Here is a 6936-nt window from a genome sequence, read left to right on the forward strand (position 1 = left end):
ATTCGAAATTCATTCCCGATGTCCAATCCGTCTGCCACGTCTTCCCGCATGACTGCGCCCGAATTGCGCGCGACCACGTCGCTCGCGGCGATCTTCGCGCTGCGCATGCTCGGCCTGTTCATGATCATGCCGGTGTTCTCGGTCTACGCGAAAACCATCCCGGGCGGCGACAACGTGCTGCTCGTCGGCCTCGCGCTCGGGGCCTACGGCGTCACGCAGTCGCTGTTCTATATCTTCTACGGCTGGGCGTCCGACAAGTTCGGCCGCAAGCCGGTGATCGCCACGGGCCTCGTGATCTTCGCGATCGGCAGCTTCGTCGCCGCGTCCGCGCACGACATCACGTGGATCATCGTCGGCCGCGTGATCCAGGGGATGGGCGCGGTGTCGTCCGCGGTGCTCGCGTTCATCGCCGACCTGACCTCCGAGCAGAACCGCACGAAGGCGATGGCGATGGTCGGCGGGTCGATCGGCGTATCGTTCGCGGTCGCGATCGTCGGCGCGCCGATCGTATTCCACTGGGTCGGGATGAGCGGGTTGTTCGCGATCGTCGGCGTGCTGTCGATCCTCGCGATCGGCGTCGTGCTGTGGATCGTGCCCGATGCGGCGAAACCCGTGCACGTGCCCGCGCCGTTCGCCGAGGTGCTGCACAACGTCGAGCTGCTGCGCCTGAACTTCGGCGTGCTGGTGCTGCACGCGACGCAGACGGCGCTGTTCCTCGTCGTGCCGCGCCTGCTGGTCGACGGCGGGCTGCCGGTCGCCGCGCACTGGAAGGTCTACCTGCCGGTGATGGGGCTCGCGTTCGTGATGATGGTCCCGGCGATCATCGTCGCGGAAAAACGGGGCAAGATGAAACCGGTGCTGCTCGGCGGCATTCTGGCTATCCTGATCGGCCAATTGCTGCTGGGCAGCGCGCCGCATACCATCCTGATTGTGGCGGCGATCCTGTTCGTCTACTTCCTCGGTTTCAACATCCTGGAAGCGTCGCAGCCGTCGCTCGTGTCGAAGCTCGCGCCCGGTTCGCGCAAGGGCGCGGCCACGGGTGTCTACAACACCACGCAGTCGATTGGGCTCGCGCTCGGCGGCATCGTGGGCGGCTGGCTGCTGAAGCACGGGGGCGCCAACACGGTGTTCTACACGTGCTCGGGGCTCGTTGCCGCGTGGCTTATAATCGCGGCCAGCATGAAAGCGCCGCCGCGCAAGGCCTGAACTTACTTCGGGCAGGCACCGGCGGCGTTCGCCGGCTTGCCCGGCGGGCCGCACCGGCAGCGTGAGCGGGCGGCCCGGCATCGAATTTACTGGAGAAACACATGGCATCCGTCAACAAGGTCATCCTCGTCGGCAATCTCGGCGCCGATCCTGAAGTCCGTTACCTGCCGAGCGGCGACGCGGTTGCGAACATCCGTCTCGCGACGACCGACCGCTACAAGGACAAGGCCAGCGGCGATTTCAAGGAAATGACCGAGTGGCATCGCGTCGCGTTCTTCGGCCGTCTGGCGGAAATCGTCAGCGAATACCTGAAGAAGGGTTCGTCGGTCTATATCGAAGGCCGCATCCGCACGCGCAAGTGGCAGGGCCAGGACGGCCAGGATCGTTACTCGACCGAAATCGTCGCTGACCAGATGCAGATGCTCGGCGGCCGCGGCGGTGCGGGCGGCGGCGGTGGCGGCGGTGACGAAGGCGGTTACGGCGGCGGCTACGGTGGTGGCGGCGGCGGTGGTCGCGGCGAACAGATGGAACGTGGCGGTGGCGGCGGCGGTCGTGCCGGCGGCGCGGCGCGTGGCGGTGCTGGCGGCGGCGCGCAAAGCCGTCCGAGCGCACCGGCAGGTGGCGGCTTCGACGAAATGGACGACGATATCCCGTTCTGATTTCCCGTATCCGAGAAATGTAAAGATCAACCCCGCCCTCTGGTGGGGTTTTTCTTTTGTATTCGCGATTCCGCGAATTTTCCTTCCCCGCAAGACGGAAGCCGAGACCAGGCCGGCAGGAACCAAGGGGGGTCTACGAACCCCCGAACCCGACAGCTGGCTCGATTTTTGAGCCTGCATCGTGAGCGGTGCGGTTCAGCGATTTCGTTGTGGATTTCTTCATTCCCGTGAGAAATTCCATATTTATCGAGACAGCTCCCGCGGATAGAGTGCGTTGTCGGCGCTGAATGTGATCGCAGATGCAGCCGGCCCAAGTCAACTTTTATCAGGATACCGAATCGATGCATGAGCTCAAATGAAGCGACCTGAAACAGGTCAGTGGCGCTTTTTCGTGTCAACTTGATCCGGCAGCCATCAATTGGGCGGCGGTTGGTGGGGCAGCCCTGGTGGGCGCCGCCCGTGGCCCGCAAGCAGCACTTCTGAGTGGCGCGGGCGCGTTCCTCGGACAGGCCTGGATCTGCAAGTTCTGAATATCGACGGGCAGTTTTGCCTGTCCGTAGGGTGTGTGCGAGCATTTCGATGCTCGCACGCCTGTCGTGTTCGATGTATTGAAATGTCGGGAGTCGTCATGCATTTTCGTGATTTGCGAAGCCCGGTCAGGAAGTTCTTGAGGTACGGCCTTTATCCCGAGCGCTTCAGCAAGGAGTTCGGCGATGGATGGTTTGCCGTCTTGCTGGGTGCGTTCGGCAGAACGCTTCCGATGTCGGTCGGGGTGGCCGCGTTGAGCAGTGTCGTGGCGCCGGGCGTGCTCACGACGGGGCGTCTGGCATTGACGTCGGCAATCCTGTTCGGACACAGCGCCTACCTGGAGTGGCATTTGATTCGCCGGTCCCGACGCGAAGAGGACTAGGATGTGTTCGCGCTAACGAAGGGCTTCGACGATCAAGGCGAAGTTGATAAAGGCAGTGAACATCAGATCGAGTTTGTCGACGCGGGAAGATGCGACGAAAGCCCTTCAATCGACGGAACGGCCGCCCGACTTCGTTGCGACGTTTGTACAACTCCCGGTCGCACTCCCAAGGCTCAACGTGCGTGCCCAACGGAGGAACGACGGGGGTGAAGCCGAGATCGAGCGCGAGTTGTCGGGCTTCGTTGCCTTCGTACGCCTTGTCCATCAGCAGGTGCAGCGGCCGATTCGGCGCTTCCAGACGTTCGAGCAGTGCTCGTCCGTGCGGCGCGTCGCCGGCCGAGCGCCTGGTTCCTTTTCATTGATGTCCTTGTCCCTCGCAATCCAGACGAACCGTGGCTGACGAACTTCCCGACCTCATCGCTCCGCATCTCGACGTGTTGTTCTGCGGGATCAATCCCGGCCTGACCGCTGCGGCAACAGGTCATCACTTCGCCGGGAGAAGCAACCGCTTCTGGCGCGTGATCCATCTCGCAGGCTTCACGCCGGCGGAAATTTCGCCGCAGGACGATCGCGCGATACTCGGCCATGGCTGCGGCCTGACGGCGGTGGTGAAGCGGCCGACCGCAAGCGCCGATCAGCTTTCGCGCGCGGAATTCATCGCCGCGGCCGCGGGGTTCGAGCAAAAGGTGGCGCGTTATCGGCCGCGCTTCGTTGCCTTTCTCGGCAAGGCGGCGTACTCGGCGCTTTCCGGCCAGCGTGAGGTCGGGTGGGGATTGCAGCCGGCCCGCATGCAGGGGGCAAGTGTCTGGGTGCTGCCCAATCCCAGCGGGAGAAATCTCGCGTTCGGCCTCGACGATCTGGTCGACGCCTACCGTCAACTGCGTCTGCACGCGAAGGCCGGTTCCGGTCTTCAACCGGAGAGGCGGGATGCGGCGCGGTGAACCCGCGCCTGCGTGGCCGGGCGCCGTGCTGCCCCGCGCGTTCTTCGACCGCGTGGCCACCGACGTCGCGCCGCAACTGCTCAACAAGATCCTCGCGGCCGCGGACGGGCGGGCAGGGCGGATCGTCGAAGTGGAAGCCTATGCCGGCGCGATCGACCCGGCCGCGCATACCTATCGCGGCAAGACGCCGCGCAACGCGACGATGTTCGGGCCGCCGGGGCACCTGTACGTCTATTTCACCTACGGCATGCACTGGTGCTGCAACTGCGTGTGCGGCCCGGACGGCACGGGGACGGGCGTGCTGATCCGTGCGCTCGAGCCGCTGTACGGGATCGAACGGATGCGTGCGGCCCGGCCGCCGCAGACGCGCGATCGCGACCTGTGCCGCGGGCCGGCGCGGCTGACGCAGGCGATGGGCATCAGTGGTGCGCAGGATGGCGTCGATCTCGTCGCTGCGCGCGAAGGGTTCGCGATCGTCGACGACGGTGCGGCACCGCCCGCGAATCTGGCGGGCGGCCCGCGCATCGGCATTCGCGTCGGCATGGACTTCCCGTGGCGGTGGTGCGTGCCCGGCAGCCGGTACGTGTCGGGGGCGCTTCCGCGCACCTGATGCGTGCCGTACACAAGTCGCACGCAATTCGACCTGCGTCACGCGGTCGCCATTATTGACCGGCTAAGCTGCTCTTTTCGACGTTCGATCGAGGGGGCACCATGCGGCGGGTCGTATTCAACCAGAAGGGCGGCGTGGGCAAGTCGACGATCGTCTGCAACCTGGCGGCGATCAGCGCGAGCGAAGGATTGCGCACGCTCGTCATCGACCTCGACGCACAGGCGAACTCCACGCGCTACCTGCTCGGCGACGCCGCGGCCGACGCGCAGCCGGGTGTCGCCGATTTCTTCGAAACCGCGTTGACCTTCAACTTCCGTCCGGTCGACGTCGCATCGTTCATCCATCCGACCCCGTTCGAAGGGCTCGACGTGATGCCCGCGCATCCGGATCTCGACACGCTGCACGGCAAGCTCGAATCGCGTTACAAGATCTACAAGCTGCGCGACGCGCTGAACGAGCTCGATGCCTACGACGCCGTGTACATCGACACGCCGCCCGCGCTGAATTTCTATACGCGCTCGGCGCTGATCGCGGTCGAGCGCTGCCTGATCCCGTTCGACTGCGACGATTTTTCACGTCGCGCGCTGTACACGCTGCTCGAGAACGTGAAGGAGATCCAGCAGGACCACAACGCGACGCTCGAGGTGGAAGGGATCGTGATCAACCAGTTCCAGCCGCGAGCGAGCCTGCCGCAGCGGCTCGTCGACGAACTCGTCGAAGAAGGGCTGCCGGTGCTCGCGTCGAAGCTGTCGGCCTCGGTGAAGATCCGCGAGTCGCATCAGCAGTCCAGGCCGGTGATCCATCTGGAGCCCGGGCACAAGCTCGCGCAGGAGTTCCTCGCGCTGCATCGCGAACTGGCCGGCTGATCTTCCGCGCCTGCCTGACCCGCACGCGGCCGCATCATGCGGCCGTTTTTTTATTGCGACCCGCAATTCGTCCGATCATTGATTTCGTCATTAATAATCCCGAAAACGATTTCATAATAAATCCGGAAAAAACGATTACATAAGCGACTGCTCCATTTTCAATGTGCGCCGGTTTTCTAATAAACGGAATAATGAATTGGTAAATGTTGCGCGACGTCATGATCGGCTATCCTGTAAAAAGGTAAAAATGCATTGCGGGACAGAGTGAAGCGCCGTCCCGTCTGCGATGTCGGCGCATCACGGGTTCCAGCGGTCGCCCGGGATTAGATTAGGGGTTTACACCTAGCATTAATGCCATTTAATTGACAATTAATCGATCTAGAATGGGCTCCTTCAACCTCCCGTACTCAAACGAGTGGCGGGTTGTCAATAAGGAAGTCTGCTATCGAACCGGCTTCCGATTTTCCTTACGTCGTCTCTCGCATTGCCAACAGGAGCGTGCCCGATGTCCGTATTTGCCCCCGAAAAACTCAACGCCGATTATCAGTCCGGTATCGCCGCGTGGTTTGCGATCGCCCGTCCGGCTATCCAAGGTTTCGAGGCTGTCGTCGAACTCAACCTGCAAGCGGCCCGGACGGCGCTCGAGGAATATGAGGACAAGCTGAAGAACGCGTTCAACAGCAGCAATCCGGCCGCGGGCTTCGCGCAACAGATCGCCGTGCCGCAGGAAGCGGCCGGCAAGGCCGTGTCCTACGGCCGCCACCTGTTCGACATCGCGGTGTCGACGCAATCCGAATGGGCAAAGGTCGCGCAAGCCCAATACGAACAGAACGACAAGCGCCTGAAGGACGTGCTGGGCGAGCTGTCGAAGCACGCGCCGGCCGGCTCGGCGCCGGTGGTGGCCGCGCTGAACTCGGCGTTGTCCGCGGCGACCGCCGCGGCCGACTCCGTACGCGCAGCGACGGGGCAGGCGATCGAAGCCGCCCAGAGCGGCTTCGACGCGGTCAGCGAAACGGCAACGCGTGGTGCGAAGCAAACGGCGGCCGCAGCGCGCAAGGACGTCGCGGCCGCCCGCGAATCGGCTGCGTGATCGCGTAGCCGCGCAAGCATGTGTCGCGCACGGGCGCGACACGATTGATCGGCGCCGGATGGCGCCGGACGCCGCGTGTGCCGCGCGGTGTACGGCTCGCGTCCGGTCTGCCGCAACGCGCCGGTGACCCGGCGAGCCGTGCTGGTGTGCCGCCCGTGCGAACGGGTGCGGTTCGCCGTACGGAGGCATGCGACCGCTACCGCGCCGGATGGCCCGGGGGCGCGTTCGCCGGCCGAGACCGGCTCGCACCGGCGTCGGAACGACGAACTGATTTCAATGCAGGAACTGGACATGACGGACGTAGTAATCGTATCGGCCGCGCGGACCGCGGTCGGCAAATTCGGCGGTTCGCTTGCGAAGATTGCGGCGCCCGAACTGGGCGCGACGGTGATCCGCGCGGTGCTGGAGCGCGCGGGCGTGAAGCCCGAGCAGGTGAGCGAAGTGATCATGGGCCAGGTGTTGACGGCCGGCTCGGGCCAGAACCCGGCGCGGCAGTCGCTGATCAAGGCCGGGCTGCCGACGGCAGTACCGGGGATGACGATCAACAAGGTGTGCGGCTCGGGCCTGAAGGCCGTGATGCTGGCGGCGAACGCGATCGTCGCGGGCGACGCGGACATCGTGATCGCGGGCGGCCAGGAGAACATGAGCGCGTCG

The 6936-nt window shown here is 64.3% G+C and carries 9 protein-coding genes and 1 pseudogene; 8 read left to right on the plus strand and 2 right to left on the minus strand.

Annotation, left to right across the window (positions count from 1 at the left end; genetic code table 11):
- Positions 1–18: 18 nt before the first annotated feature.
- The 3 genes from VK92_RS26020 (at position 19) to VK92_RS26030 (ending at position 2775) form a co-directional block, all read left to right on the plus strand.
- Positions 19–1206 (plus strand): MFS transporter, encoded by a 1188-nt coding sequence (locus VK92_RS26020; RefSeq protein WP_048025666.1) that lies wholly within the window; start codon positions 19–21, stop codon positions 1204–1206.
- Between the two features lie 101 nt (positions 1207–1307).
- Positions 1308–1865, plus strand: a complete 558-nt coding sequence (locus tag VK92_RS26025) for a single-stranded DNA-binding protein (RefSeq protein WP_021162583.1) — start codon at positions 1308–1310, stop codon at positions 1863–1865.
- Positions 1866–2493: 628 nt separating this feature from the next.
- Positions 2494–2775, plus strand: coding sequence for a hypothetical protein (locus VK92_RS26030; RefSeq protein WP_131723340.1), 282 nt, complete (start codon positions 2494–2496; stop codon positions 2773–2775).
- 12 nt (positions 2776–2787) lie between these two features.
- On the opposite strand, the pseudogene VK92_RS43140 reads toward VK92_RS26030, so the two are convergent.
- Positions 2788–3115, minus strand: a pseudogene (locus VK92_RS43140) (IS5-like element ISCARN85 family transposase); the annotation flags it as partial.
- A gap of 52 nt (positions 3116–3167) precedes the next feature.
- Here VK92_RS43140 and mug point away from each other — a divergent pair.
- The 3 genes from mug to VK92_RS26050 all read left to right on the plus strand — a co-directional run bounded on the left by mug (position 3168) and on the right by VK92_RS26050 (position 5192).
- On the plus strand, positions 3168–3716 hold the full coding sequence (gene mug, locus VK92_RS26040) for a G/U mismatch-specific DNA glycosylase (protein WP_048025663.1): 549 nt from the start codon (positions 3168–3170) through the stop codon (positions 3714–3716).
- Entirely contained in the window at positions 3703–4326 is a 624-nt protein-coding gene (locus VK92_RS26045) for a DNA-3-methyladenine glycosylase (protein ID WP_048025662.1), read from the plus strand. The genes mug and VK92_RS26045 overlap by 14 nt, the downstream gene beginning before the upstream one ends.
- A gap of 101 nt (positions 4327–4427) precedes the next feature.
- Positions 4428–5192 carry a ParA family protein gene (locus tag VK92_RS26050; RefSeq protein WP_048025661.1) on the plus strand — a complete coding sequence of 255 codons (765 nt, stop codon included), beginning with the start codon at positions 4428–4430 and terminating at the stop codon, positions 5190–5192.
- Between the two features lie 34 nt (positions 5193–5226).
- Here VK92_RS26050 and VK92_RS42040 read toward each other — a convergent pair whose 3' ends face one another.
- Positions 5227–5412, minus strand: a complete 186-nt coding sequence (locus tag VK92_RS42040; protein ID WP_124924046.1) for a hypothetical protein — start codon at positions 5410–5412, stop codon at positions 5227–5229.
- A 285-nt stretch (positions 5413–5697) separates the two neighbouring features.
- Here VK92_RS42040 and phaP point away from each other — a divergent pair, with 285 nt between their 5' ends.
- Both phaP and VK92_RS40615 read left to right on the plus strand, forming a co-directional pair.
- Complete coding sequence (phaP, locus tag VK92_RS26055; protein ID WP_048025660.1) at positions 5698–6282, plus strand: TIGR01841 family phasin; 585 nt, start codon at positions 5698–5700, stop codon at positions 6280–6282.
- Positions 6283–6573: 291 nt separating this feature from the next.
- A partial coding sequence (locus VK92_RS40615; protein WP_048028489.1) for a beta-ketoacyl synthase N-terminal-like domain-containing protein occupies positions 6574–6936 on the plus strand: 363 nt, incomplete at its 3' end.

Origin of the sequence: Burkholderia sp. LK4, assembly GCF_001043615.1 — a bacterium.
Classification (GTDB): domain Bacteria; phylum Pseudomonadota; class Gammaproteobacteria; order Burkholderiales; family Burkholderiaceae; genus Burkholderia; species Burkholderia cepacia.